General features: G+C 69.2%; 24 protein-coding genes. 8 read left to right on the plus strand and 16 right to left on the minus strand.

Going from position 1 to position 25,286, the window contains the following annotated elements; translation table 11 throughout:
- A complete protein-coding gene (locus tag ACPEH8_RS15735; protein ID WP_153164945.1) occupies window positions 1-915 on the minus strand; it encodes an oxygenase MpaB family protein in 915 nt (304 codons plus the stop codon).
- A 309-nt stretch (window positions 916-1,224) separates the two neighbouring features.
- Here ACPEH8_RS15735 and ACPEH8_RS15740 point away from each other — a divergent pair, with 309 nt between their 5' ends.
- A complete protein-coding gene (locus tag ACPEH8_RS15740; protein WP_206147344.1) occupies window positions 1,225-1,839 on the plus strand; it encodes a hypothetical protein in 615 nt (204 codons plus the stop codon).
- A 39-nt stretch (window positions 1,840-1,878) separates the two neighbouring features.
- Here the strand turns inward: ACPEH8_RS15740 and ACPEH8_RS15745 are convergent, their stop codons facing one another.
- The 8 genes from ACPEH8_RS15745 to ACPEH8_RS15780 all read right to left on the minus strand — a co-directional run bounded on the left by ACPEH8_RS15745 (window position 1,879) and on the right by ACPEH8_RS15780 (window position 8,794).
- Window positions 1,879-2,223, minus strand: a complete 345-nt coding sequence (locus ACPEH8_RS15745; RefSeq protein WP_136003510.1) for a hypothetical protein — start codon at window positions 2,221-2,223, stop codon at window positions 1,879-1,881.
- A 26-nt stretch (window positions 2,224-2,249) separates the two neighbouring features.
- The gene (locus ACPEH8_RS15750; RefSeq protein ID WP_017356522.1) at window positions 2,250-3,023 is read right to left on the minus strand and encodes a LytR/AlgR family response regulator transcription factor; all 774 of its coding nucleotides are present in this window, start codon (window positions 3,021-3,023) and stop codon (window positions 2,250-2,252) included.
- A complete protein-coding gene (locus tag ACPEH8_RS15755) occupies window positions 3,013-4,272 on the minus strand; it encodes a sensor histidine kinase (protein WP_136003508.1) in 1,260 nt (419 codons plus the stop codon). Before ACPEH8_RS15755 ends, ACPEH8_RS15750 begins: the two co-directional genes overlap by 11 nt.
- A 196-nt stretch (window positions 4,273-4,468) precedes the next feature.
- On the minus strand, window positions 4,469-6,118 hold the full coding sequence (locus ACPEH8_RS15760) for a M28 family metallopeptidase (RefSeq protein WP_423667374.1): 1,650 nt from the start codon (window positions 6,116-6,118) through the stop codon (window positions 4,469-4,471).
- A 70-nt stretch (window positions 6,119-6,188) separates the two neighbouring features.
- Entirely contained in the window at window positions 6,189-7,442 is a 1,254-nt protein-coding gene (locus tag ACPEH8_RS15765; RefSeq protein WP_136003505.1) for an RNA polymerase sigma factor, read from the minus strand.
- 49 nt (window positions 7,443-7,491) lie between these two features.
- Complete coding sequence (locus tag ACPEH8_RS15770; protein WP_017357120.1) at window positions 7,492-7,899, minus strand: VOC family protein; 408 nt, start codon at window positions 7,897-7,899, stop codon at window positions 7,492-7,494.
- A 22-nt stretch (window positions 7,900-7,921) separates the two neighbouring features.
- Window positions 7,922-8,344 (minus strand): VOC family protein, encoded by a 423-nt coding sequence (locus ACPEH8_RS15775; protein ID WP_313275024.1) that lies wholly within the window; start codon window positions 8,342-8,344, stop codon window positions 7,922-7,924.
- Window positions 8,345-8,374: 30 nt separating this feature from the next.
- Window positions 8,375-8,794: a YciI family protein gene (locus ACPEH8_RS15780; RefSeq protein WP_026070933.1), complete on the minus strand. Its 420-nt coding sequence runs from the start codon at window positions 8,792-8,794 to the stop codon at window positions 8,375-8,377.
- A gap of 326 nt (window positions 8,795-9,120) precedes the next feature.
- On the opposite strand from ACPEH8_RS15780, the gene ACPEH8_RS15785 reads away from it, so the two are divergent.
- A complete protein-coding gene (locus ACPEH8_RS15785; RefSeq protein WP_017357123.1) occupies window positions 9,121-9,495 on the plus strand; it encodes a YciI family protein in 375 nt (124 codons plus the stop codon).
- 9 nt (window positions 9,496-9,504) lie between these two features.
- On the opposite strand, the gene ACPEH8_RS15790 is transcribed toward ACPEH8_RS15785, so the two are convergent.
- Window positions 9,505-11,583 (minus strand): NHL repeat-containing protein, encoded by a 2,079-nt coding sequence (locus ACPEH8_RS15790; RefSeq protein ID WP_136003503.1) that lies wholly within the window; start codon window positions 11,581-11,583, stop codon window positions 9,505-9,507.
- Window positions 11,584-11,732: 149 nt separating this feature from the next.
- Here ACPEH8_RS15790 and ACPEH8_RS15795 point away from each other — a divergent pair, with 149 nt between their 5' ends.
- Window positions 11,733-13,256: a hypothetical protein gene (locus tag ACPEH8_RS15795; RefSeq protein ID WP_423667377.1), complete on the plus strand. Its 1,524-nt coding sequence runs from the start codon at window positions 11,733-11,735 to the stop codon at window positions 13,254-13,256.
- 23 nt (window positions 13,257-13,279) lie between these two features.
- Here ACPEH8_RS15795 and ACPEH8_RS15800 read toward each other — a convergent pair whose 3' ends face one another.
- A complete protein-coding gene (locus ACPEH8_RS15800) occupies window positions 13,280-14,053 on the minus strand; it encodes a lytic transglycosylase domain-containing protein (RefSeq protein ID WP_136003500.1) in 774 nt (257 codons plus the stop codon).
- A 496-nt stretch (window positions 14,054-14,549) separates the two neighbouring features.
- On the opposite strand from ACPEH8_RS15800, the gene ACPEH8_RS15805 reads away from it, so the two are divergent.
- Window positions 14,550-16,151 carry an EAL domain-containing protein gene (locus ACPEH8_RS15805; RefSeq protein ID WP_166472565.1) on the plus strand — a complete coding sequence of 534 codons (1,602 nt, stop codon included), beginning with the start codon at window positions 14,550-14,552 and terminating at the stop codon, window positions 16,149-16,151.
- A gap of 13 nt (window positions 16,152-16,164) precedes the next feature.
- On the opposite strand, the gene ACPEH8_RS15810 is transcribed toward ACPEH8_RS15805, so the two are convergent.
- From ACPEH8_RS15810 to ACPEH8_RS15820, 3 genes are all read right to left on the minus strand, one after another.
- A complete protein-coding gene (locus ACPEH8_RS15810; protein ID WP_017355661.1) occupies window positions 16,165-17,094 on the minus strand; it encodes a polysaccharide deacetylase family protein in 930 nt (309 codons plus the stop codon).
- A gap of 108 nt (window positions 17,095-17,202) precedes the next feature.
- Entirely contained in the window at window positions 17,203-18,402 is a 1,200-nt protein-coding gene (locus ACPEH8_RS15815) for an MFS transporter (protein ID WP_423667380.1), read from the minus strand.
- Window positions 18,399-19,592, minus strand: a complete 1,194-nt coding sequence (locus ACPEH8_RS15820; protein ID WP_153164952.1) for a serine hydrolase domain-containing protein — start codon at window positions 19,590-19,592, stop codon at window positions 18,399-18,401. Before ACPEH8_RS15820 ends, ACPEH8_RS15815 begins: the two co-directional genes overlap by 4 nt.
- A gap of 219 nt (window positions 19,593-19,811) precedes the next feature.
- On the opposite strand from ACPEH8_RS15820, the gene ACPEH8_RS15825 reads away from it, so the two are divergent.
- Together ACPEH8_RS15825 and ACPEH8_RS15830 are read left to right on the plus strand one after the other, a co-directional pair.
- Window positions 19,812-20,714, plus strand: coding sequence for a LysR family transcriptional regulator (locus tag ACPEH8_RS15825; protein ID WP_423667383.1), 903 nt, complete (start codon window positions 19,812-19,814; stop codon window positions 20,712-20,714).
- Between the two features lie 175 nt (window positions 20,715-20,889).
- Window positions 20,890-22,500 (plus strand): ABC-F family ATP-binding cassette domain-containing protein, encoded by a 1,611-nt coding sequence (locus ACPEH8_RS15830; protein ID WP_423667386.1) that lies wholly within the window; start codon window positions 20,890-20,892, stop codon window positions 22,498-22,500.
- Between the two features lie 12 nt (window positions 22,501-22,512).
- Here ACPEH8_RS15830 and ACPEH8_RS15835 read toward each other — a convergent pair whose 3' ends face one another.
- Window positions 22,513-23,844: a GTP-binding protein gene (locus ACPEH8_RS15835; protein ID WP_153164955.1), complete on the minus strand. Its 1,332-nt coding sequence runs from the start codon at window positions 23,842-23,844 to the stop codon at window positions 22,513-22,515.
- Window positions 23,845-23,911: 67 nt separating this feature from the next.
- Between ACPEH8_RS15835 and ACPEH8_RS15840 the strand changes: the two genes are divergently transcribed.
- On the plus strand, window positions 23,912-24,283 hold the full coding sequence (locus ACPEH8_RS15840; protein WP_017355668.1) for a MerC family mercury resistance protein: 372 nt from the start codon (window positions 23,912-23,914) through the stop codon (window positions 24,281-24,283).
- 48 nt (window positions 24,284-24,331) lie between these two features.
- Here the strand turns inward: ACPEH8_RS15840 and ACPEH8_RS15845 are convergent, their stop codons facing one another.
- Entirely contained in the window at window positions 24,332-24,655 is a 324-nt protein-coding gene (locus ACPEH8_RS15845) for a hypothetical protein (protein ID WP_229296516.1), read from the minus strand.
- Between the two features lie 148 nt (window positions 24,656-24,803).
- Here ACPEH8_RS15845 and ACPEH8_RS15850 point away from each other — a divergent pair, with 148 nt between their 5' ends.
- Window positions 24,804-25,241, plus strand: a complete 438-nt coding sequence (locus ACPEH8_RS15850) for a hypothetical protein (protein WP_423667389.1) — start codon at window positions 24,804-24,806, stop codon at window positions 25,239-25,241.
- Window positions 25,242-25,286 lie beyond the last annotated feature (45 nt).

Here is a 25,286-nt window from a genome sequence, read left to right on the forward strand (position 1 = left end):
TCACCACCTCGTGAGCACGCTGGCCGGCACACCGACGCGGGCGCAGGCGCGGGTGGCCACACCATCCGGCAGCGCGCGGCGGAACAGCGGCGCCATGCCACGCAACAGGCGGGCCGAGGTCTGCGCCTGCGCCCGTTGCAGCGCAGTGCGTTCCAGCATCGACACCGCCCACGGCGGCAGCAACGCGGCGCCCGCACCGAGGAACAGATCACGCGACAGCCCCGCCATCGGCACCGGCAGTCGGATGCCGGCGAGCACCGCCAGCACCTCGCGCGAGCGCGCATCGAAGCGCAACCGCGGCAGCTCCCGCACGAAGTACGCCGCCACCTCCGCTTCCGAGGCCGGCACTGCGGTCGCCCCCAATGCCTCGGCCACGCGGCGGTACTCGTCGTAATAGCGGTCGGCAACCGACGCCGGTACCTCACGGCAATAGCGGCGGCAGCCCTGCAGGAAGCCGTACGCCTCGGTGACGTGAACCCAGGTCAGCAGATCCGGATCGTCGGCGGCGTAGGCCTGCCCGTCCGGGGTATGCCCGCGCACCTGCGCATGAATGCGTTTGACCCGGGCAACCAGCGTCTCCACTTCGCCGGCGGGGGCATAGCTCGTGCCCGCCACGAAAGCGGTGGTGCGGCGCAGCCGGCCGACCAGGTCGCCGCGGAAGTTGGAGTGGTCGTACACCCCCGCCAGGGCCAACGGGTGCAGGGTCTGCAGCATCAGTGCGCACAGGCCGCCGGCGAGCATCCCGGGCAGCTCCGCATGCACGCGCCAGGTGGCGCTGTCCGGGCCAAACCAGCCCGGATCGCCCTGCGGATGGTCGTAGTCGATGTTGCTCTGGCCGCGCGGGAACGCGTCCAGGACCCAGCGTCGGATGGGCGCCGCAATGGGGCGGGAGAGACGGTTGAGCAGCGGCGGCATCGCAGGTCCGGTCGGCGGGAGAAACGACCGCTGGCTGCGCGGTCGGCCTCGATTCTGGCCGATCCCGGCCGGGGCGGCGACCCACCCCGGTCACGGCGCGTTTCATGTGCACCCGCAACATGAATCACCCTGCGACATCTTGTCGCAGGCTGCGCGCGCAATGATGCACTGCATCACGCCACCCGCATTCAGAAAAACGGTCGGCCACCCTTCGCGTTCTCCCCATTGCACCGTCCGCTGGAAGTGCTAGAACTGAATCCGCCTCAAGTTCGTCCAATGCGCTGCCGCACGTTCCAGAAGGAGCACGTCATGATCGCTTTGTTCAAGGGTTTGGGTTTGCTGTTGCAGGACAACGAGCTGTACAACAGCCCGTTCGAAAAACAGGTCGCGCATTGGCGTAACAAGAGCGAGCAGCAGATCCGCGAGGAAGTGGCCGTGCTCGCCAAGGCCAAGGGTCAATGGCTGATGGCTTCGATCGTCGGGTGGCAGGCGTCCTCGCTGCTCATCCTCGGCCTGATCAGCAACTACCTGTGGAAGGACGACTTCCATATCACCTTCACCCGCGTGGTGATCGTGTTCGGTTCCTGGGTCTCGATCCTGTTCGTGATCTGGTTCATGGCCAACATGTTCGACCACAAGGCCGGTTTCGAGCGCTGGATGAAGGCGTTCAACAGCCGCGAGCGGATCACCGCCGATGCCGACAGCGTCGAGTGCGTGGCCGATGCGCTGGAGATGGCCCAGCACTATCCGGAAGTGCTCAACTACAAGCAGGTCGTCAGCGCGCGGCGCGAGCTGCGCCACGAAGACATCCGCATCATGCGCGAGATCGGCCGGATGCATCAGCATTCCGAGCTGGTTGGCCGCCTCAATCATGTCGGCGAGCAGGACCCCGGCAACAATCTGCACCTGCAGCCGGCCTTCTGACCGGCCCGTGAAGTGGGGGGAGCCACGATGCCACCGTGATCAGTCACGGTGGCATCGTTCTTTGCGGACCTCGCTGACGCACAGCTTGAAACCGGTCGGCAGGTCGGGCATCGCCCGGGTCTGCCCCACCGCCACCGCGAACTGCTGCAGTGGCGGCTGCGCGCACGCCGCCTCCAGCGTACAGCGCGGATCCAGCACCAGGTAGTGGCATTGCCCGCTACGGCTGGCAATGCACGCGAAGCGCGCAACGCCATCCACGACCGTGGTGCGGCTGTACAGCGTATCCACCCCGTTGGCGCTGACGCGGGTGACGGAGGTGTTGCCGGACTGCTGGCAGGCCGCGAGGAGCAGCAGACAGGCAGCGGCAAGAGCGGGCGTACGCATACGGGACGACTCCGTGCGGGAGCGGCTTACATGCCGCGGAACAGGCTCATGAACGGTTGGCTGACGTTGAGGATCTCCGGCCGGCATTTCAGCCGCAGCTGGCCCCGTCCGGTGTCATCACGGCTCACCGCCGCCACCGCCTGCATGTTGACGATGGTGGAACGGTGGACCTGACGGAAGCGCTGCGGATCCAGCACCTCCAGCAACTCGCGCAGCGGCGTGCGCAGCAGGCTTTCGCCCTGCGCGGTGACCACCGTGGTGTATTTGCTGTCGGCGCGGAAGTACACCACGTCCTCCAGCATGATCAGGTGAGTATCGCGGCCGTTGCTGGCGGTGATCCAGGCCAGCGGCGGGGCCGTGGACCGTGCCGCCGGCTGCTGGCCCAGCCGCTGCAGCAGCTGTTCCAGCATCGCACTGTCCGGGCGCCCGGCCTGCATGCGGGTGAGGATGCGCTCGCGCGTGGCCAGCAGGCGCTCGTCGCTGACCGGCTTGAGCAGGTAGTCCACCGCGCCCTGCTCGAACGCATCGATGGCGTACTGGTCATAGGCGGTCACGAACACCACCTGGGTGCGCGGGCTGATCTCGGGCAGCGCGCGCGCCACCTCGATACCGCTGATGCCGGGCATGCGGATGTCCAGCAGCGCCAGGTCCGGCTTGAGCTCCGCCAACCGCTCCAGCGCGCTGGCGCCGTCTTCGCATTCGGCCACCAGCCGCAGGTCCGGCCACAGGCGTTGCAACTGGCTGACCAATGACTGGCGCAGCAGGTCTTCGTCTTCGGCGATGAGGGCATCAAGCTGCATGGATTGCCTCGCGTGCGTCATACGGCAGGGTGATGGTGGCCGCCACGCCGCTGGGGAAGTTGGCCACGATCGCGACACCGGCGTGTTCACCGCAGGTCAGGCGCAGGCGCTCGCGCAGGTTCTTCAGCCCGATGCCGGTGCCACTGGTGGTGTGGCCGAAGCCCAATCCGTCGTCGGCCACGGTCAGGGTGACATGGTCATCGAAGGCACGCGCGATGATCCATACCGTGCCGCCGCCGGGCTTGGGTTCCAGGCCGTGCTTGATGGCGTTCTCCACCAGGGTCTGCAGCGCCATCGACGGCAGCGGCAGCACGTTCAGTGCCGGCGGCACGTCCACCTGCAGCAGCAGGCGTGCGCCCATGCGGATCTTCAGGATCTCCAGGTACGCCTGGGTACGCTCCAGTTCCACGCCCAGCGTGGACATCGACTCGTCCACGCGGGGCAGCGAGCTGCGCAGGTACTGGATCAGGTGGCCCAGCATCTGGTCCGCGCGCGGCGGATCGGTGCGGGTCAACACCTGGGCGTTGGCCAGCGTGTTGTAGAGGAAATGCGGTTCCACCTGCGCGTGCAGCAGGTTCAACCGCGCCACGCTCAGTTCCTTCTCGGTGGCGGTCTGCGCGGCGGCGGCCTGTTCGTCGCGGCGCTGCTCGGCGACGCGGCGGGTAATCGCACGCCCGACTGCTTCGGCGTTCTCGTAGTTGCTGCCTTCATCGACAGCGAGCAGGTCGGCCCACACACCGGCGTCGGGTTCGAACAGCAGGGTCACGCTGCTGGTGCCCTGCCCCGGCGTGACGGTGGCCAGTACGCTGTTGCGCTTGATCGCCAGGCGCGCGGGCAGATTCCAGCGCGACGGCGGGCGGCCGTTGTAGGGGTCGACACGGCGCACGTAGGCGCGCACCTGCAGGCTGCCGGCAGCGCTCTCCATGTCTTCCACGCGGGGCAGCTCGGCCAGCGCCGCCTCGACCAGCGCAAAGGCCGGGCCGGCATCCATCGGCAGTTCGATCTGCCGGCGCTGTCGGCTGGACAGGGTGGTGCCGTCCAGGCGTCCGGCCACCAGCCACACCCGGCGGATGTGGGTGATGCAGCTGCCCAGAGCGGTCACCATCAGGAACATCGCCAGCAGCCCGAACACCCAGCCAGGGCCGTCGCGCATGCCGCTGAAGATGCCACTCCAGACGAAGCCGGCCACGATGACCGCGGCGGTCCAGGCCAACAGAATGCGGACGATCAGAGCGAGACTGGCAAGCACGGCGGCGTTTCCGGCAAAGGGGTGAAGCGAGCATAGCCCTGCCGCCCGCAAGGACAAGCCGCATGCGACGAAGCCGGGAATCGGGAGGATGAAGCGGGATCAGCCGGGTCTGGCTGTCGGAACGGTTGCCACGACAGCCGACCTGCGGCCGGCCTGCCGGGATGCCCCGCCGGCGGGACCGGCGGGGCGTGCAGCGTTACTTGCGCTCGGCCGCGCTGGCGTCACGCGGGGCGCGGAACTGCGAATCGGCGCTCCAGTTCGGCCAGGCGTTCGAGTTGGCCAACTGGTTGCCCAGCGTGTACAGCACTTCCAGATCGCGTGCCGCGCCGGCAAAGGTCCAGTCCGGCTGCCATTCGTCGCCCTGCTGGTGGTAGCGCTTGGCGGTGTAATCGTCGGAGGCCTTCTTGCCGGCCGCCACACCCCCGTCCACCCAGTCCTGGCCCGCCGAGTACGACACCGCCGGCACACCGCGCTTGGCGAACGGGAAATGATCGGAACGGAAGAACAGGCCGGCTTCCGGTTTGGGATCGGGGGTGTAGCGGATATCCCAGCCCTTGGCCACGTCCTTGAGCTGGTCCAGCAGTTCCAGCTTGGCCGAGCCGTAGATGCCGAAATCGCGCGACGGACTGAACGGCGCCATCCCGTCCATGTTGATCACCGCCACCGTCTTGGCCAGCGGGTACAGCGGATGGCTGGCGTAGTACTCCGAGCCCAGCAGGCCCTTTTCTTCGGCGGTCACCGCCAGGAACAGCACCGAGCGCTCCGGGCGCTTGCCCTTGGCGAAGCCGCGCGCCAGCTCGATCAGCGAGGCGGTGCCGCTGGCGTTGTCCAGCGCGCCGTTGAAGATGGTGTCGCCGTCGGCATCGGGCTTGCCCACACCGATGTGATCCCAGTGCGCGCTGTAGACCACGGTCTCGTCCGGGCGCGTGCTGCCTTCCAGGCGGGCGGCCACGTTGTGCGAGGTGATCACTTCGGTCTTGACCGCGTAATTTGCCGAGAAGGTTTCACCCTTCAGTTCCACCGGCTTGAAGTCGCGGGTCTGCGCCTGCTTCTTGAGCGCCTCGAAATCCAGGCCGGAACGCTTGAACAGTTCGACCGCCAGATCGCGCTGAATCCAGCCTTCCAGCAGCGGATGCGCCTCGGCCGGCCTGTCGCGGACCACATCGAACATGGTGTTGGTGTTGGAGCCGGCCACGGTCGCCCAGCCGTACGACGCCGGTGCGGTCTCGTGCACGATCAGCACGCCGAGCGCGCCCTGGCGTGCGCCTTCCTCGTACTTGTAGGTCCAGCGGCCGTAATAGGTCATGCCCTTGCCGTCGAAATCGCCCTGACCGGTCTCGAAGTCGGGATCGTTGATCAGCACCACGGCGATCTTGCCCTTCAGGTCGACGCCCTTGAAGTCGTCCCAGTTGCGCTCATCGGCCTTGACGCCGTAGCCGAGGAAGACCAGCGGCGCGTTGCGGATATCCACTTCGCTGGCGCCGTTCATGGCCGCGCGCACGGCGATTTCCTTGCCCTGGCTGAGGGCCTGCGGCGTGCCCTTGCTGCTCAGCGACAGGGTCGGGGTACCCACAATATCGCCCTTGAGCAGCGGCACGGCCTGGGTCCACAGGCGCTTGCCGTCCTTGAGGTCGCCGCCCGGCTGCAGGCCGGCCGCAGCGAACTGCCTGCTCAGGAACGCGACGGTTTTTTCTTCACCGGCGGTGGCCGGCGAGCGGCCCTCATAGGCGTCCGATGCCAGTTCCTTGACGTCGGCGGAGATCCGCGCGCCATCGAATTTGGGGGTGGCCGCCATCAGGGCCGACGACACCGACAACGCCAACAGGCTGATTACCACTCGCTTCACGCTGCACCTCAGTACGGGACGACAATCGCCCGAGTGTAGGACAGCCGACGCGGTTTGCGGCAGTGCCGGTCTACAGGGCGGCCGCGCGTGCGAGCAGCAGGTCTTTTTCGCGCGCATTGGCGGTCAACGCGGCGGCTTCCTCGAACGCCGCCCGCGCTTCGGCCGGGCGCCCCAGCTGCTGCAGCACATCGCCACGCACCGCCGCCAGCGGTACGTAGCCACGCAGGCGTGGATCGTCCTGCAGCGGTTGCAGCAGCGCCCAGGCCGCCTCGGCACCGTCCGCGCGCGCCACCGCCACCACCCGGTTGAGCTCCACCACCGGAGAGGGATGATGATGGGCAAGCGTGGCGTACAACGCGGCCAGACGCGGCCAGTCGGTGTCCTGCGCGCGTCGCGCGCCGGCGTGGCACTCGGCGATGGCCGCCTGCAGCACGTACGCGTCAGTGCTGCCACCCAGTGCCTGCGCCTGCCGCAGTGCCGCCTGGCCGCGCGCGATCTGCAGCCAGTCCCAGCGCGTGCGGTCCTGGTCGGGCAGCAGGACCGGACGACCCTCGGCCGTGGTCCGTGCGGCGGTACGCGACGCCTGCAGCTCCATCAGGGCCAGCAGGCCGTGCACCTGCGGCCAGGTGGGCAGGCGATGCGCCAGCACCCGCCCCAGGCGCAGCGCTTCCTCGCACAGCGCCGGCCGCATCCAGTCATCGCCGGCGCTTGCCGTGTAACCCTCGTTGAAGATCAGATAGACCGCTTCCAGCACCGACGCCAGCCGCTCGGGCAAGGCAGCCTGCCGGGGCACTTCGAACGGCACCTGCTTCTGCGCGAGGGTGCGCTTGGCCCGCACGATGCGCTGGGCGATGGTCGGCTCGGGGGTGAGGAAGGCGCGGGCGATTTCATCGGTGGTCAGGCCGCCCAGCAGGCGCAGGGTCAGCGCCACCCGTGCATCGGCGGCGAGGACCGGGTGGCAGGCCACGAACATCAGCCGCAGCAGGTCATCGCCGATGTCATCTTCCAGCGCGGCGGTGTCATCCGGTGCGGGCAGCGGCTGAGGTTCCAGCGCGCTGCCCCACTGTGCATGCTGGCCCGCCACCCGCTGGTGCTGGCGCAGGACGTCGATGGCGCGGTTGCGCGCGGTGGTCATCAGCCACGCTCCGGGGTTGTCTGGAACGCCCTGCTGCGGCCAGCGCTCCAGCGCGGCCAGCCAGGTGTCCTGGGCCAGTTCTTCGGCACGCCCCACATCGCCGCCCAGCATCCGGGTCAGGCGTGCGATCAGGGCCGGCGCTTCCATGCGCCAGAGGGTGTCCAGCCGGTGCGTCAGAGCAGTGTCCATGCCCCCGATCAGAGCATCGCCCCGCGCATCGCACAAGCCACCGGGCGGCTCATCCCGGCTGGCCCTCCATGTACGCGACCTCCCACAGGTGACCGTCGAGGTCCTGGAAGCCACGCTGGTACATGAAGCCGTAGTCACGTGCCGGTTGCGGTTCGCTGGCGCCGGCCTTGAGTGCCTTGTCCAACGTGGCGTCCACCGCCGCGCGGCTGGGTGCGGACAGCGCGGTGATCACCTCGGTCTGCGCGCGCGCGTCGCTGATCGGCTTGTGGGTGAACTGGGTGAAGAACGACTCCACCAGCAGCATGACGAAGATGCTGTCGCTCACCACCATGCACGCGGCGTTGTCATCGGTGAAGGTGGGGTTGAAGGTGTAGCCCAGCGCGGCGAAGAAGGCCTTGGAGGCCTCCAGGTCGCGCACCGGCAGGTTGACGAAGATCATCTGCGGCGAATCGGTCATGGTCGGTATCCTTGGTGGGAGATCAGGGTTGTTTCATGCAGTTGACCATCCACGGCTTGCCGTAGCGGTCGATCAGGAAACCCCAGCGATGCGCCCAGAAGGTCTCGCCGATCGGCATCCTGACCTCGCCGCCCTCGGCCAGGGCCGCGAACACGCGCTCGGCTTCGTCCACCGACGCGACGTCGATGTTGATGGTCGTGCTGCCCTCACCCGCGCCCGACGGACTGTCGGCGGCCATCAGGATGGCCTGGCCTACCTCGAGCTGGCTGTGCGCCACGTGGTCCAGGGTCTCCGGCGGCATCTCGCCGCAGCCGTCGGTGTTCTCCATCGGCGGCATGTCGCGGTACTTCATTTCCGAGGTGACCTTGCCGTTGAGAACCTTGGCGTAGAAGGCCATCGCGTCATGGGTCTGGCCGTTGAAGCTCAGGAACGGAATCAGTTTCATGGGAATGCTCCAGGGGATGCGGGGGGATGGTCAGCCGGCGTTGCCGATCTGGTCGCGCAGACGCTGTTCCTGCGCCTGTAGTTCGGGAGTGAAGGCCGCACCGAAATCCTCGGCACTGAGAACAGGCCGCAGCTCGACGACATCGCCGGCGGCGAACGGGGCGCGGGTGAGCCATTCGGTGGCCTCGTCCAGCGAGCGCACCTGCCACAGCCAGAATCCACAGACCAGTTCGCGGGTTTCAGCGAACGGGCCGTCGATGACCCGTGGCGCATCGGTGCCAAAGGCGACGCGCCGGGCGCGCGAGGTGGGGTGCAGGCCCTCCCCGGCCAGCATGATGCCGGCCTGCACCAGTTGTTCGTTGTAAGCGCCCATCGCGCGGATCTCCTCCTCGGTCGGCATCTGACCGGCTTCGGTCGCCGCGCTCGCCTTGACCAGTACCATCACTTTCATCGGTGTCTCCTTCGGTGCGGGTCCGGTTGGCGGGCCCTTCATGGATACAACGTCGCAGCGGGGCGGAAATCGACACGTCGGCGAAAAGAAATTCGTCTTTCCTTTCCCTCCGCCTGTTCAGGCCATTGCCGACAGCGGGAGGGCGTCCTGGTCCAAGGGCCGTTGCGGATAGCGCCTGATGTCTCCGCCCGCGCTGCCGCAGCTTGCGGGGCCTCTTGGCAACCGGCGCTCGAGCGGCCGGGCGGCGGCATCCGCTGCGGCGCTGCAACACGGCCGTTGCGGCGTCTGGGGCATCATGGACACCCCCTGCCGACACGGACCCGGCCATGCAGTTCCTGCTGCTGATCTATATCGACGAAAGCCTGCTGCAGGCCCTGCCCGGCGAGGAGTACGATCGCCTGATGCACGACTGCCTGCAGCATGCCGATGCCCTGCAGGCCGAGGGCACGCTGGTGCTGGCACAGAAGCTCGAACCGGTTGCCAGCGCGCAGACGGTTCGCGTGCGCCAGGGCCAGTCGCGGATCACCGACGGCCCCTTCGCTGAAACCCGCGAACTGCTGGCCGGCTTCAACCTGATCAACGCCCCCGACCGCGACGCGGCGATGCGCATCGCCCAGCAGTTCCCGTGGTCGCGCTTCGGCAGCATCGAAGTGCGGCCGCTGGCGGACATGGACGCCGAGCGCGAGCGCGTCGGCGCCTGAGATGCCAGCTCAGGGCAGCAGCGTGATCTTCAGGTCGCGCGGGCCGGTCGCCTCGTTGCCGCTGTAGTCGCGCGCACTGCCACGGATCACGTAGTCGCCCGCCGGCAGCGCATCGGCCTGCCAGCGTCCGGTCTCCACCAGCCCGTCGCGGACGGTATTGGTGACCAGGTAGCGGAAGCGGGTCACCGCACTGCCATGCACGGTGATGCCGCTGTCCGGTGCATAGGCCACCACGGTGGCACTGTCCTGCGGCGGCATGCGGTTGAACACGATGTTGAAGCGGGGCTGCTCGTAGCCCGGCAGGGGGTGTCCCTGCGCGTCGAGAATCTGGTAGCCGACCTGGTACAGGCCCAACCGGCGCCGTGGCAGGTTGCGGTCCACCTGGTCCCACGCCTCCACCACGATCTGCACGCCCGGCCCCTGCCGTGGCACTGCCACGCGACCGTCGGCACCGGCGGCGAGCGGCTGCTCCAGATCATCCAGCAGGCTCACCGCCGTCATGCGCGGAGCCACCGTATCGGCATAGTGGACAAATCCCAGCGCCACGGCATTACGTTCGAACCCGCTGGCGCCCACGCTCAGGTGCACATGCGCCATGCGATTGATGCTGCCCAGCGGTTCGCCCGCCTGGAAGCGCGTGCCGCGCCGCACGCGGATGCGTTCCAGGTTGCCGTCCGCATCCCGCAGCTGCTGCCAGCGCGCATCCAGCGGGCGGTCGCGCGGATCGCGCCCGACCTTCATGTGGATGTATTTGAGCGTGTCCAGCGCCAGACCTTCGCCCTGCCCACCCACTGCCCAGCTTGCGGCCGGGCTGCTGACCTTGGCGTCGGCAATCGCCAGCACCGGCTGGCCCACATCGCCACGGATATCAAAACCGCCGTGCAGGTGGTGGCGGCTCTCGCCACTGAAGTTGCCGCGTACTTCGCCCAGCGTGCCCACCACTTCGTGCCAGCCATCCTGCGGGGCGAGCGGCCAGCGCCCGCCGGTGGCCGGCAACGGCGCGTCCGGCGCAGGACCGACCAGGGCCGGTGGCGCGACCTTCCCCTCTCCCAGCGCACGCAGCCGGTGTACGCGATAGGCGGCCGCATCGGCGAGATACAGCCCCCCCTCGGCGTCCAGCGCCAGCGCGGTCGGTCGTGCAAAGCGCGGCTGCGGCGGAACACCGGCCAGCGCAAGCTGATGGCCGTGTGCCGAGATCTGCACCACCCTGCCGTTGATGTCGCTGGCGTAGATCACCCCGTCATGGGTCACCGCCATCGACAACGGGCCACTGAGCAGGCCGCCGCTGGCGACGCGGGTGGTCAGCGTGCCATCCGGGGCAAGCTGGCGGATCGCATTGTTGAAAAGATCGGCGATCAGCAGGTTGCCCTGCCCATCCAATGTCAGCGACACCGGCGTATCCAGCCGTGCACCGATGCCGGCGCCGTCGATGTGACCGGGCACCTCGCCACCGGCCAGCGTGCGCACCTGGCCGTCGGTCTCGATTACACGGATGCGGTCGTTGTAGGTGTCGGCCACGAACACGCGGCCACCGGCATCCACCGCCACGCCCATCGGCGCATCGAAGCGGGCCTGGCCCGCCGGGCCGTCGCGGAAGCCACGCTGGCCATCGCCCGCCAATGTGCTGACCGTGCCATCGCGGCCGATGCGCCGGATCGCATGGTTGCCGGTGTCGGCCACGTACACCGTGCCAGCGGCGTCCAGCGCGATCGCCGACGGCGTGTGGAACTGTGCCTGCAGCGCCGGGCCATCGCGCCAGCCTTCCCCCTGACCCGCCAATGTGTCTACGCGACCATCCGGATGGATGCGGCGAATGCGGTTGTTGTCACCGGCATCGGCAACGTACACCACGCCCTGCGCATCGACCGCCATCCCGTTCGGATCGGCGAAGCGGGCCTGCATGCCCGCACCTTCGCGCGCACCGGCGACACCGTCGCCGGCCAGCGCCTCGATCCGCGCCGTCCAGCCCAGCACGGTGGGCGGCGGACCCGGCGGAGGCGCGGGCGGCGCGGGCGCGTCCAGAAAGGTCCACGCCAGCAGCGCGGCCGTGACCACGGCGATTCCTGCTGCCCAGTACGCACGCGCCATGCCGCTTCCTGTCTGATGTCGGGGCCACGACGATAGTCGCTCCACGCGCGCATGCAAACCCGCCGCATCGTCAGTGGCGCACACGCGCGACTTGTGCCGATCGGCCATCCCGGGTTCAATCCCTGTTGTTGCCACGGAAGGACCCCACCATGCCCCTGCGTCGTCATGCTCTTGCACTGCTGCTCGCGTTGGCGGCCAGCAGCGCTGCGTCGGCCGCCATCAGCGTTGCCTCCGACACACCGCTCAATGCGGATGCACAGCGTCTGGTCGATTCGGTAGCCGAGGCGATCATGCAGTCCGATCGCGGCGACACGCTCGGCGCAATGATCGTGTTCGAGCGCGTGCTCGCCGACCCGGCACTGTCCCAGGTGCCGGCAGATGCGCGTCAGGATGCCTGGGTGGCGGCCGGCATGACCGCGCTGAAGAGCGGGCAGCAGGCCGATGCCGAGCGCTACCTGCGCACGGCGCTGGCCGCGCGCGACGACGATCCCCGTGCCGTGTACCTGCTCGGCCGCCTGCAGGTGCAGCAGCAGAAGCCGCGCGATGCCGCCCTCAGCCTGGCCCGTTCGCTGCAGCTTACCGACCGCTTCAACGACGATATCGACGTCGATCTGATCGGCTATCTGCTGCATCAGCTGAAAGACGATCCCGCCACCCGCCGTACCCTGCTGCAGGCGCTGTTCGATCGCAAATGGCAGAACAAGGGGACGGAGCCGGCACGCCTGTGGCGCTCGCTGGCCACGCTGCAGGCCGAGGCCGGCGAGCAGGATCGGCTGGCCGACACCATCGCGCGCATCGATGACCCGGTCCAGCTGATCGCGCTGCGCAGCGACAAGCGGTTCGACCGGGTCGTTGACCGCGCCAGCCCACGCTTCGATCCGGCGCTGGCGGCACGGCGCCATACCGACGCCCTGCGCGTGGCCGCACTGCTGCGGCCCGAGGAAGGTGTCCTGCCGGTGCGCATGGCCGACACCCTGCTGATGACCGGCGACAACGCTGCCGTGATCGCCATGACCGACAGCATCGCCGCATCGGTACAGGCGCAGGACCCGACGGCGCAGCGCACCTACGAAGGCGCCGACAACCTGGCGTGGCTGCTGTCCTACCGTGCAGGCGCGCAGCGGCGTCTGGGCGAGATGGACGCGGCGTTGGCCACTCAGACGCAGGCCCTGCGGTTCCACGATTCAGACGCACCCAACACGGTTCAGCACCTGCTGCTCGCTGGCTGGCAGATGTCGCTGCAGCGACCGCAGCAGGGCCTGGATACCCTGGCAGTGCTGCCGGCGGAGCTGGGCTTCTGGGAGTTCGGACGCCATTGGCTGCGCCTGATTGCGTTCCGCCAGCTGGACGACCGCACCCAGGGCGATGCCGCACGCGACTGGCTGCTGGGCCATCCCGACGACGCCGACCTGATCCTGCTCGACGTCCTGCTTGAAGAGAATCGCATGGACGAGGCGGCGGCCCGCCTGATCGCCAAGCTGCGCGCCCCGGAGGAGCGCGGCGATGCGCTGGTGTCGCTGCAGAACTACCGCACCTTGCCGTCGTTGCCCGGCGATGCCGTGCGCGACCAGCGCTGGCGCCAGCTCAAGCAGCGTACCGACGTGCGTGCCGCGGTGCAGGCGGTTGGCCGTATCGAACGCGTTGACCTGTTTGGTTCCAACCCGACCCGCTGAGCGGTGCCGCGCGGCTCGCCAGCCTACTTCGCCGGCGTTTCCACGCGGAACCCCATTGCCTCGCGGTACCGCACATACAGCGCGCTGACCTTCTCCACGTAGGCCAGCGTCTCGGCGTAGGGCGGCACGCCCTTGTAACGCGTCACTGCACCGATGCCCGCGTTGTAGGCCGCAGCGGCCAGCACGCGGTCGCCGTTGTAGCGGCGCAGCAGCGTCTTCATGTAGCGCGCGCCGCCGTTGATCGACTGCTCGGCCGACAGTGGATCGGCCACACCGAACTCGGTGGCCGTATCGGGCATCAGCTGCATCACGCCCTGCGCCCCCTTGGGTGATACCGCGCCGGCATCGAAACCACTCTCGGCGTGCGCGATCGCCCGCAGCCACGCATCGTCCACCCCGGTGGCTTTCGCGGCGGCCTTGAACTGCCTGGCATGCCGGTTCAACTGCGGCGCACCGACCTTGCCCAGCCCTTCATGCGCGGGCTCGCCCGGCGGCGTGGCAACGGTGAACTTCAGGAACACCCGCGAGCCGGGCAGATTGCGGGTCGAGTAGACCCGCGTGCCGTCCTGCTCGCGCTCATACAGGGTGCCGCTGAAGACCCCCATGTTTCCCCACAGGTTGGGGGTCTGCACCGCGTTGTCGTCGATCTGCCGCGGGGTGCATGTCGACCCCGGCTCGGGCGCGGTGGCCAGGCTCACCGTATTGCCCTGCACGCAGCGATACACCGTGCGCGCGCCTGCAACGCCGGGCATCAGCAACAGCAGCACAACCAGCGCGGCGGGCAGGGACAGGTTCATGGGCTCGGTGCGGGGCACGTCAGTCGTGCGGCGCGATCATCCGGCCACGGCTGCGAACCGAAGGTGAATGCCGGTCCCGGCATCAGGGCAGGCCCGCGCAGCGTCACGCCGGGCGCGAAGACCGCCTCACCAAGGACAGCATCGCCGGTGATCAGGGAGACCGGCACGATGGGCGGGCCGGCCAGGCTGATGGTCCTGCCCGAGCCCCGGAACAGGCCGGTACCGATGGCGGTCGGGTGCCGATGCCGTTGGAGAGGCTGCGCCGGCGGTGTTCTGCCCCTCGAAGACGGCCCGCGCGGCCGCCCGCCCGGATCAGGTGCGAGGTGCCTGCGGTGGCCGCAGTGCGCGCGGCTGTCGGGTTTCACCCGCTGCTGCCGTGGCGGAGACCCGCCTGGGCCTTGTCCGACCACGAACGCGGGGTTTTCCTGTTCCTTTCCGTGCGCGCAGGTGGTGAGATAGGGCTTCCAGGCCACGGGCCGGCTGGCACGAGGTCTGCTTGAACCGCACCCGGAACATCGCCGTCACCGTGCTGTTCGCCCTGCTGGGCGCGCTCGTGCCGATGGCCACCCTGCTCTATTTCAACGTCAATCGCGCCAACGATGCCGCGCGGGATCGGCTGCAGTTCACGGCCGAACGGACCCTGCTGCGCGCCCACCGCGCCTACGAAGCCGGGCTGACCGCTCTCCGCCAGGCCAATGCCAGCACGCTCGAACCCTGCTCGGCGGCCCACCTGCAACTCATGCGCGGCCTGGTGATCAATACCGTCTCGGCCGAGCAGATGGGCTATTTCCAGGACGACCGGCTGATCTGCACCTCCTGGGGGCCGATGGAGGCGCCGATCCGCCGCCCCGAGCCGGACCACCTCACCGCCGACGGCGTCGGCATCAAGCTCGACGTGCGCCCGCTGGCCGGCAATGGCGTGCCGCTGCTGGCCCTGTACTACGGCCGCTACGACATCCTGATGAACCCCGAACGGCTGGTTGACGTCATCACCGACCCGGACGTACGCCTGGCCGTGGCCAGCCCGGACGGACGCCTGATCGCCCATCAGCCGATCGCCGATCCGCAGCTGATGCTCGATCTGCTGCGCGCGCCACGCAGCGGCATGGATGCACGCACCCTGTTTGCCACCGCCCAGGACCAGCAGTGGCTGGCCATCGCCACGGCGCCACGCACCCCTCTGGTGGCCAGCATCCGCCCGCTGCTCTGGCAGTTCGCCCCGGCCGGCGCGCTTGGCGCTGCCGCCGCGATCGCCCTGGCGGTGTGGCTGTCGCGCCGACGTCTGTCGCTGCGCGCCGAGCTGGCCACGGCGGTCCGGCGGCGCGAGTTCTTCATGCACTACCAGCCCATCATCGAGCTGGACACCGGCATCTGCATCGGTGCCGAATCACTGGTGCGCTGGCAGCGGCCCGACGGCAGCCTGGTGCGCCCGGACCTGTTCATCCCGCTGGCCGAGGACACCGGCCTGATCGAGGCGCTGACCGACCAGGTGATGGACAACGTCATCGCCGACATGCGCGACCTGCTGGTACAGGACCGCAGCGCTCACATCGCGATCAATCTCGCCGCCGAGGACGTCAGCAGCGGCCGCGCACTGAAGGTGCTGACGCAGAAGCTGCAGGGGACGGGCATCCATCCCCAGCAGATCTGGCTGGAGGCCACCGAACGCGGCTTCATCGACATCCAGCGCGCCCGCAACAGCCTGGCCGCCACGCGCCGCGCCGGGCACTGCGTGGCCATTGACGACTTCGGCGTCGGCTATTCCAGCCTGCAGTACCTGCAGCAGTTGCCGCTGGATGCCTTGAAGATCGACAAGTCCTTCATCGATGCCATCGGCACCGACAGCGCCACCAGCCCGGTCACCTCGCACATCATCGACATGGCGAAAACGCTGGGCCTGTTCACCGTGGCCGAGGGGGTGGAAACACCTGCCCAGCTCGCCTACCTGCAATCGCGCCAGGTCGAGTTCGGTCAGGGCTGGCTGTTCTCCAAACCGCTGCCACCGGAGGCCTTCGCCGCCTTCCATTGGCAGCGCAAGGAACAGTACGGCAAGGCCCGCGAGAACATGCAGAACCCAAACCACAGCATCAGCGACTAGGCCACTGCCGGGCTCAGTCGGCGTCCACTCCGGCCAACGCCTGCACCCAGCGCGGCACCACCGGTTCACCGGCATGGAACGTGCGCGGCACGTGATCGGCCATCGCCCATCGATGGATCCAACTGATGCCACTGTCGCCGTTGTAGCCATCGGCGTGCTGGTAGGCCGGGTCCTGCAGGGCCTGCTCCAGCGAAATGAAGCGGTAGCCACGGCGCTGCGTGGCCGCCACCAGGTCCTCGAACGTTGCCGCGTTCAGCGCATTGGCGTGCATCAACCACACCTGTGCCGGCAGGCGGCCGAGCAGCTGCTGCGACTGCGCTTCGTAGTAGTCCAGCTTGTTCAGCATGTAGGGGATGTAGCCGCGACGCAGCTGCGCCAGCCGCGCCTCGCGTTCGGCCGGCGGCAGGTCGCTGACCCGCACCGTGTCGTAGGCGAACGCCCAGACCCATTCGCTGTTGTCCACCGTCACAGGAGCGATGCGGTACCCGTGCTCCTGCAGGAACGCCGCCAGCGCGTCGCGCTGTGCCGGCGAGCGGCCGGCGCGCAGGTACGGATGGCGGAACCAGCGCAGCGACTGCCCGCGCTCGGCCAGCAGCGGCCGCAGCGTGTCTTCGCCGCGCAGGATGTCCTGCGTATACGCTGGCAGGCCCACCGCGTGCAGATCGACGTGACCCCAGGTGTGGTTGCCCAGCTCGGCACCGGCGTCGAGCCAGTCGCGCAGCATCTGCACGCGCGCCGGCACTACCTCGCCCTGCTCGACCAGCTTGCCCGCGTTGACGAAGCCCACCACCGGGATGCCCGTGGCGTTGAGCGCGGCCATCAACTGCGCGTGCCGCTCGGCCAGCTCCGGTTCGGCACGTGTGTCCAGCCGCTGCCACGGCAGGTCGTCGATCGTCATCGCGATGCGACGGTCCGGCGTGGCCGCCTGCGCCAGGCCGGCCATGCACAGCAGCGCCAGCCCCCATCCACTACATAAACCTCGCTGCACCTGCATCTCCTCCCGGTCGATGCCGACCAGCATACCGGTGCGCGATCGCCCGCTCCGCAGGCGTCACGGCAGCACCGGCTGCCAGGCGCGTGGCTGTCGCAGCACCACCGCCAACGCCGCCACCAGCATCGCCAACAGCGCCACCGGCAGCCAGCGTTCGCCCACCGTCTCCAGCATCACGCCACCGGCCACCCCACCCAGCGCGATCGCCAGGTTCCAACCGGTCACCACGAACGACTGCGCGATGTCGGCCGCCTCACCGGCGCGCCGCGCCACTGCCGTCTGGAACTGCGTCGCCACGCCGCCGAAGGCCAGCCCCCACACCACCGTGGCGGCCACCAGCACCGCCGGCGAACCTGGCCAGCAGGCCAGCGCCAGGGCGGCCACGATGAAGCCCAGCGTGCTCGCCACCACCAGCAGGCCGAGGCCGCGATCCACCCACACGCCGGTGATCCAGATCCCCACCAGCGACGCCACGCCGAACACCAGCAGCAGCCGGTCCAGCCAACCGGCCGCGCCGGCCAACGCTGCGAACGGCTCGATGTAGGTGTACAGCACGTTGTGCGCCAGCACGAACAGGAACATCGCCAGCAGCGCCGTGCGCAGCCCCGGCAGCCTCAGCACCGTCAGCAGCGGCTGGCGGGCAGCCGCACCGGGCGCCGACAGCGCGGGCAGCGTCAGCCGTGCCCACACCAGCAGCGCCACGCTGATCAGCGACATCACCCCGAACGCCCAGCGCCAGCCGATGGTCTGCCCCAGCAACGTCCCGGCAGGAATGCCGAGCGACAGCGCCAGCGGCGTGCCCACCATCGCCACCGCGATCGCGCGGCCCTGCAGCGACGGCACCACCATGCGGCTCGCATAGCCGGCCACCAGCGACCACAACAGACCGGCACTGATCCCGGCCACGAAGCGCGCCACCAGCATGACCGTGTAGTCGTGGGTCAGCGCGGTAAGTGTGTTGATCACGGCGAAGCCGGCAATCGCGGCCAGCAGCAGCGGGCGACGCGGGAGCCGCCGGGTCAATGCGGTCATCGGCAGCGCCGCCAGCAGCGAGCCCAATGCGTACACGGTGACGAGCTGTCCGACCAGCGCCCGGCTCACGCCCAGGTCGACACTCATCGGCGACAGCAGACCGGCCGGCAGTGCCTCGGTCAGAATCGTCACAAAGCCCGCGCAGGCCAGGGCCAGCAGGCCCCCCAGCGGTAGCCGCGTGACTGCGGTCGCTGCCACGCCCTGACAGGCCTCGGCCGGCGCGCTCATGGCGCCACCGCCACGGCGCAGTCGGCATACACCGCGTCGCGCAGGCGATCCACGAAGGCGCCGTGCATGCCTTCGTACAGCGTATTGGTCAGTGCGACCACGCTCAGCCCGCAGGCCGGATCGACGAACCAGCTGTGCCCATACGCACCGCCCCAGCGCCAGCTGCCGTCGGCCTGCGGCGTGGCTGCCGCGATCCGGTCGCGCAGCACCGCAACGCCCAGCCCGAAGCCCCAGCCTGGCGGGTCCGGCGGGCCCTGCTCACCCACCTGTGCGCGCGTCATCTCCGCCACGTGCGTGGCCGCAAGCCAATCGCGGTGCGCTTCGCCGCGCAGCGCCTCCAGCAGCCGCATCACATCATCGGCCGTGCCGACCATGCCGCCACCGGCCGAGGCAAATGCCAGCGGATCGCTGGCACGGGCGAGGCTGTAGGCGATGCCGACCGTGCCGTCGAACACCGGCACCACCTCGCCTTCGCGCAGGCGGCGCGGCCGTGGCTGATCGCTGACATAGGGCGTGGCCAGCCGCGTCGGCGTGTCCGTATGAAAGCCGGTGTCGTGCATGTCCAACGGCGCGGTGACCTGCACACGGACAATCTCGGCCAGCGGCAGGCCGGTTGCCGCCTCCAGCATCGCCCCGGCCACATCCACCCCGAGCGAGTAGTGCCAGCCGTGGCCCGGCGCGAACGCAAGGGGTACCTGCGCGATCCGGCGCACGTTCTCCTGCAGGCTATGGGCGCATGCATCCATGCCATCGCTGACCCCGGCCATCGCCAGCGGCCCGTCGGCATCGGTTTCCAGGAAACGGTATCCCAGACCCGCGCTGTGACTGAGCAGATGGCGCAACGTCAGCGCCGGTCGGGTGCCATCGGCCAGCGCCGGGCGGAAGTCGGGCAGCAGCGCATGGGCCGGCGTGTCCAGCGACAGCACGCCCCTCGCCACCAGGCGCAGGGCTGCGGCCGTCACGATCGGCTTGCTGACCGAGGCCAGGCGGAACTGCGTCCCGCGCGACATCGGCCGCTGCTGCTCACGATCCGCCCAGCCCGTGGCATCGGCGTGCAGCAGCTGGCCGTGCCGGCGTACCAGTACCACCGCACCCACCAGGCGCGCGTCGTGGTGCTGCTGGCGCAGCAGGGCATCCACGGCAGGCAGCCGGGGCGTAGCGGAAAGGGCGTCAGGGGAGGAGACGGTCATCGGGGCAGTGCCAGTGGAATCGGAGCGCCACGGTAGGCGCTGCCCGCAGCGGCAAAAAGCCCGGTAACGCTCCGCACATTCCGGACAGTTTGTTCCGCAATTGCATAACACCCAGTCCCCGCAAGGGTTTCCCGCCCCCCGGCCGGCGCGCCACTGCTGTCGGCCGCCCCCCGCCCCCCCGCACTCGCTACAGTGCGGCTTTCCGCCCGTGTCCCGCCCATGTCAGCCTTGGACAATCTGGGCAACCTGCAGACCTTCGTGCAGGTTGCCGACACCCGCAGCTTCGTCGAGACCGGCCGCCTGCAGGGCATCACCGCCTCGGCCGCCGGCAAGAGCGTCACCCGCCTGGAGCAGGCGCTGGGGGTGCGCCTGTTTCACCGCAGCACGCGCAGCATCACCCTGACCGCCGAAGGCGAGCGCTTCCTGGTGCGTTGCCGTCGCATCCTCGACGAGCGCGACGCCGCCCGCACCGAGCTGGCCGATCAGACCGCCGCGCCGGTCGGCGTGCTGCGGCTTGGCCTGCCGCTGGTGGGCGACCTGTCGCTGCCGATCCTCACCGAATTCATGGCCGCCTATCCCGGCATCCGGCTCGAGCTGGACTTCAATGACCGCCTGGTGGATGTCGTCGAAGAAGGGTTCGACGCCGTGCTGCGCGTCGGCGACCCCGGCGACTCGCGCCTCAGCGCGCGCCGACTGGGCGTGTTCCCGCGCTACCTGGTCGCCGCACCGGAGTATCTGGCGTGCCGTGGCACCCCGCGCACCGCGGCCGATCTGCGTCAGCACGACTGCCTGCACTACCGCTTCCCGAGCACCGGCAAACTGGAGCCGTGGCCCGTGCCAGCCGCCCCCGGCCAGCCCCCGCTGGACCTGCCGGTGTCGATGGTGAGCAACACCATCGAAGCACGCCTGGCATTCGCCCTGGCAGGGCGCGGCATCGCCTACCTTCCCGAGCACTCCGCGCGCGACGCACTCGCCGACGGCCGCCTGCAGCGGGTGCTGGCCGACCAGATCCATGCCTGCGGCACCTTCTACCTGCTCTGGCCATCGGGCCGGCACGTGCTACCCAAACTGCGCGTCTTCATCGATTTCGTCAGCGCCCGCCTCACCGGCGTGGACTGCTGAGCAGCGCGCGTTCATCGCTGGCCACCGGTGCCTCCGTATACTGGGTTCGCGACAGCCAGTCGCCTGAGTTGCCGAGGTATGCCCGCATGCGCCATTGATGCCGCCGTCGTCTGACGGCCTGTCTCCTCACCACCCTGCCCGGCAGGGAGGAGTTCACGGCATCTATGGAGGTCGCATGACCGCATTCGCCCTTACGCTCGACCGCGTGGCAGTTACGCTGCCCGACGGCCGTGCGCTGTTTTCCGATCTTTCGCTTTCCTTCAACACCACGCCGACCGGCCTGGTCGGGCGCAACGGTGTCGGTAAAAGTGTGCTCGCGCGTCTGCTCAGCGGCGAGCTGGCCCCCACCGCCGGACGCATCCAGCGCCACGGCCACGTACAGCGGCTGGCGCAGCTCAGCGGCGTTCCGTGCGGTCGCATCGTCGACCTTGCCGGTGTCGGGCCGGTGTTCGACGCACTGGCCCGCATCGAGGCGGGCAGTGTCGATCCCGAGGATTTCGCCTGCGTCGGCGACCGTTGGGACCTGCGCGACCGGTTGCAGGCGCAGTGGCATCGCCTCGGCCTGCCCGCGCTCGATCCGCTGCGCCCGGCCGCCACGCTGAGCGGCGGCCAGGTCATGCAGGTGGCACTGTCCGGTGCCTTCCTGTCCAACGCCGACGCGCTGGTGCTCGACGAGCCCAGCAACCACCTCGACGCCTGGCACCGCGATCGGCTGCTGGACGCAATGGCGGACTGGCGCGGCGGTCTCATCGTCATCAGCCACGACCGCACCGTGCTGCAACGCATGCAGCGCATCGTCGAACTCTCGCCTACGGGGCTGCGCAGCTACGGCGGCGATTACGCCCATTACACCGCGCGGAAGCACGACGAACGCAAGGCCGCCGAGGCGCTGCTCGAGCTGCGCAAGCGTGAGCGCCGCCAGCAGCACGAGGTCCTGCGCGAGCAGCGCGAGCGGCAGGCGCACCGGCAATCGCGCGCGCAGCGCGACGCACGCACCGCCAACCAGGCCCCCATCCTGCTTGGCGGCATGAAGAACCGCAGCGAACACAGTGCCGGCCGCCTGCAGATGCAGCAGGCGGAACGGCGCGCCGCACTGGACGCGCGCGTGGACGCGGCTGCCGTCGACGTCGAACGGGAGGCCGCCATCGCAATGCTGCCCCCGGTGCTCGACGATCCCGGCCCGCAACGCGTGGCCAACCTCGTTGCCGCCGGGCTGCCGTGGGTCGCGCCACCGTGGCACACCCTCGACCTCACAGTGCAACGCGGCCAGCGCATCGGCGTGAGCGGCCGCAACGGCAGTGGCAAATCCACGCTGCTGCGTCTGCTGGCCGGCACTGTCGCGCCCTGCAGCGGCCGCGTGGACGTCTCTGCGCGAACGGCCCTGCTCGATCAGTCGCTGTCCGCGCTGCCGGCGCATGACAGTGCCCTGTCATGGCTGCAGCGCGCGCACCCCGGCGAGGATCAGGGCAGCCTGCGCACGCGCCTGGCCCTGCTTGGGCTGGATGCCGGACGCAGCCTGCGGCCGCTGCATGCGCTCAGCGGCGGCGAACGGCTGAAGGCGGCGCTGGCCGCCCTGCTGTACGCCGAGCACCCGCCACAGCTGCTGCTGTTGGACGAGCCCGGCAACCATCTCGACCTGCCCTCACTGGCGGCGCTGGAGCACATGCTCAACCAGTATCCCGGCACGCTGATCGTGGTCTCGCACGATCCCGATCTGCTCGACGCGCTGCACCTGACCCATCGGCTCGACGCCGGCGACCACGGCTGGGTCTTGCATGCCCGCTGACCGCTACCGTGGCTACTGGCGCGCCCAGGCAGGGAACGCGTCGGGCAACACCTGCCACAGCAGCGGCCCGGCACGCATCTCGTCATCGTTGAGCAGGCACGCATCCAGTTCGGCGCGCACCGCGGCCGCATCCATCGCCACCCCGATCACCGCCAGCTCCTGGCGGCGGTCGCCCCACCACGGGTGCCACAGCCTGCGCATCGCCTGGTACTCGCCCGGGTCACCCACCTCGTCCACTGCGGGCATCGGCGCTGTCCAGCATGCCATCTGCTGGCGCGCCCACCCCACGTCGGTGTAGGGCACCGGCGTGGGCGGCAACACCGGCGCGGTGCCCTCCAGCCCGGCCGCCACGCGCTCCCGCGCGGCGTACCAGAAGCCAGCGGCCTGGGTCTGCATGGCCGGACCGACGCCGGAGAGCTCACCCACCCAGTCCATCCGGTTGGCCAGCCAGAAGAAACCCTTGCTGCGGATGACGCTGCCCAGCCCATGCTCCAGCACCCGCGCGAAACGCTGCGGGTGGAACGGTCGCCGCGCGCGGTACACGAAGCTGGTGATGTCGTACTCCTCGGTCTCCGGTGTATGCCCGCCGCGCAGCGCCTGCATCCAGCCCGGTGCCAGCTGCGCACGCACGAAGTCGAAGCGTCGCGTGTCCAGCAGTTCATGCAACGGCACGTCCCCCCGCGACGCGAGCAGCAACCGCGCGTCGCGGTTCATCGCGCGCAGCACTGCCAGTGTCGATTGCAGCGTGTCGTCATCGGTGAGGTCGCATTTGCTCACCACGATCACATTGGCGAACTCCACCTGCTCGGCCAGCAGCGTAACCACCCCACGTGCATCGTCCTCCCCGACCTGCTGGCCGCGGTCGGCCAGGCGGTCGGTCGAGCCGAAGTCGCGCAGGAACTGCTGCCCGTCCACCACCGTCACCAGCGTGTCCAGCCGGGCGATGTCGTTGAGGCAGAACCCGTCTGCATCGCGCACCTGGAAGGTGGCGGCCACCGGCATCGGTTCGGCGATGCCGGTCGACTCGATCAGCAGGTAGTCATAGCACCCCGCAGCAGCCAGCCGCTTCACTTCCTGCAGCAGGTCATCGCGCAACGTGCAGCAGATGCAGCCATTGCTGAACTCCACCAGCGTCTCTTCGGTGCGGCTCAGCGCCGCGCCGCCATCGCGCACCAGCTGCGCATCGATGTTGATCTCGCTCATGTCGTTGACGATCACCGCCACGCGCCGTCCCTCGCGGTTGCGCAGGATCTGATTGAGCAACGTGGTCTTGCCGGCGCCAAGGAAGCCGGACAGCACCGTCACCGGCAGGCGTGAATCAGGGGAAGGACGGGAGGCAGTCATGGCAGGGCAGGCAGCAAGGAGAACTGAAATGTTACTATATAACATTCAAAAACCAAGGCCCCCCGCCATGAAGCGATCCTCCGCCCTGCTCGATGCCGGTGCCCTCGCCCTCTCCGGCCTGTGTCTCCTGCACTGCCTGGCCCTGCCGTTGCTGGCCGCCACCCTTCCGTTGATGGGGGTATGGGCCGAGGCCGAGTGGGTGCACGCGCTGTTCGTGGCCATCGCCGTCCCGCTGACCGGTGTGGCCCTGTGGCGCGCGCACCGTCAGCGGCCCCTACCTGCGGCAGCGCTGATCAGCGCCGCCGCCGGCCTGCTGTTGCTGCTCGCCGGCGCACTCGGGTGGCCCACGCACGACAGCGAAACGCCCCTGACCGTCGCCGGCAGCCTCCTGCTGGCCAGTACCCATGTCTGGAACGCGTGGCGGCGGCACCGACACTGACCTCCGGCACGCCGCCTGTGGCAGCGCGGTCTACCGCACGCGCATGGCTCAGCGCATCACCATCATGCCGGCGATGAACACCACCAGCGGCGCGGCACTCACCACCGCGCCCACGATGCCCAGCCACGGCCACCGCTCCTGGCGCACGCGCGCGCCCACCGTGGCCATCAGGCCGATCACCGCCGCGGCCAGCACACCAATGGCCGCCCCCGTGGTGCCTTCCCCCGTGGCGGCGGCACTGCCCAGGTGTGCCGCCACGTAACCGGCTGCACCGCCAAGCGGCAATCCAAGGAAACTGGCCAACCCCAACCACGGCGCGCGTGCGGTCCGCGCTGGACGCGGCGCGGTAGTCAACGATGGTTCGGAGCTCACTCGCGTTCTCCCAGGGCGAGCCTCCACGCTACACCACCTTTCGGCGTCGCAGCCACCCTTGCCGCCCGCACGGCGCACGGCCTGCACGGCCTGCACGGCGTCTTTGCACGCTCGTCCTAGAATGCTGCAAGGCCTACAGGGAACCGCCATGCGTCACTCTCTCCGCCCGTCCATCTACAGCGTGATGCTCCTCGCCGCGCTGCCGCTCACGGCGTGCCGAAACGGCACCAACAGCGCCAACGTGTTTTCCGCCGATCCCATGCTCGGCTGCTACGCCACCCACCCGCGCAAGCCGGCGGAGTTCCGCATCGAGCAGCAGCAGGGCCGCTACTACGTATCCTTCCAGCGCGACGATCAATGGCAGCGTGAGCCGACGCCTCTGCAGGAATCCACACGCGCCGATATCGCGCGGTTCTTCAAGGACGACGCCGACCAGATCGGCAAGGCACTGGTCAGCCCCCGCGGCGGCTTTGGCCTGTTCAAGTTCAATGCCGGCGCCACCCTCAAAGGCAAGGCATCGGACAGCGACTACATGGGCCTGCTGCTGATCGGCGCCGGCCCCATTTATCCGGTCGCATGCCCCTGAGCGTCCCCTGCCGCCCCGGGTAGCGGCCCAGCGCCAGCGGTTCCG

Origin of the sequence: Stenotrophomonas sp. NPDC077461, from assembly GCF_049545475.1 — a bacterium.
Lineage (GTDB): Bacteria > Pseudomonadota > Gammaproteobacteria > Xanthomonadales > Xanthomonadaceae > Stenotrophomonas > Stenotrophomonas nematodicola.